Origin of the sequence: Zhihengliuella salsuginis (genome assembly GCF_014651715.1) — a bacterium.
Lineage (GTDB): Bacteria > Actinomycetota > Actinomycetes > Actinomycetales > Micrococcaceae > Zhihengliuella > Zhihengliuella salsuginis.
In genome coordinates this window covers 1-1376 of sequence record NZ_BMXK01000028.1, presented here as the reverse complement: position 1 = coordinate 1376, position 1376 = coordinate 1, and the positions used below count along the sequence as shown (strand labels likewise).

Below are 1376 nucleotides of genomic sequence, written 5' to 3'. Positions count from 1 at the left end.
CTTGTGGCGTGCCTTCTTGGTGGGCGAGAGGCTGGTGATGCTGTGTCCGGTGGCGCGGCGGTTGACCCATTCGAGGTGCCGGGCGAGCCCGCGGAGGAGTTCGGTCTCGGCCGGGCTCAGCCGGTGGCGGGAGGTCCAGGGGCTGGTGTCGCCGACGGGTTCGGCGGGGGTGTCCCAGGGGGCGTCGGCGGTCCCGGCGCGTTGGCGGTCCCACCAGGTGGTGGCGTGGAGAGTGCCTCCGGGTGAGAGTTTCAGGTGGAGCAGGCCCCAGGATTTGAGGCGGTGGCAGCGTTTGCAGAGACTGACGAGGTTGTCGAGGCTGGTGGCGCCGCCGTCCTGCCATTCGATGACATGGTCGGGTTCGCAGGCGCTGGCGCGGCGGCCGCAGCCGGGGACGCGGCAGGTCCGGTCGCGGAGTCCGAGGGCCCGGCGCATGGCGGCGGTGGGCCGGTACTGCCGGGTGTCGTAGGCGGTCATGGCCCCGGTCCAGGGGTCGGTGATGATGCGCGTCCAGGTGGTGGCGTTGGGCAGGAGTGCGGCGAGGTCGGCGGGGTCGAACGCGCCGAGCGTCTCGGTCTCGGGTGCGACGGCCCCGGCCGGCAGCCGCAGCCCGTCGAGGCGGTCGGTGCTCGCGGTGCCCGGTTCCTCGGTCATGCCCCCCGCCCGGGGGCCCGGAGTGCGGGCCGGACCGGTGCCGGCGTCGGCGTCGTGTTCTGGGCCGGTGGGGTGTCCGGGGGCGGGGTTGAGTCCGGTCAGGCCGGGGAAGACGGTGGCCGGGATGCTGATGGTGACCGCGGGGGCGACGTTCTCGAGGCCGGAGCCGTCGGGTCCGGCGAGGAGGAGTTCGACGAGGGCGTCGGCGCGGGCCTGGGCGCGGGTGCGGGTGCTGGAGGCGTGGTCGCGTTCGGTGGCGGGTCCGGGCTGGTCCTCGGGGTGGAGGGTGTTCACGGCCTGGTCGACGGCGGGGTCGGTGTGCAGGGTCGCGAGTTCGCTCAGGCGGTTGCCGATGGCTTCGCCGGCGAGGACCGGGAGGTAGGCGTGGAGGTTGCACATGCCGTTCTCTCCGGCGGTGATGCGGACGGTGCGTTTGGCGTGTTCGATGGTGTGGCGGTCGGTGGCGCTGGTGTCGAGGAGGCGGTTCAGCAGGCGGGTTCCGGTGCGTTTGACGGCGGAGGGTGTGCGGCCGGGTGTCTTCTCGAGGAGGGAGGCGCAGAGGTCCTGGCGGTGTTGGCGGCAGTCGAGTTCGGCGTCGATGACCTGCTGGTCGTAGGTTTCGATGTCTTCGAGGTCGCCGGTGCGCGGGGTGTCGGGGCGGTCGGGTTCGATCTTCCGGGCGAGGTCGATCAGGGTGCGTGCGTGGGCGGCGCCGACGCGGC

General features: G+C 73.1%; 1 protein-coding gene. It reads right to left on the bottom strand.

Going from position 1 to position 1376, the window contains the following annotated elements; translation table 11 throughout:
* The coding region (locus IE069_RS15525) for an HNH endonuclease signature motif containing protein (RefSeq protein ID WP_189351590.1) at positions 1 to 1376 on the bottom strand (1376 nt) is incomplete at both ends.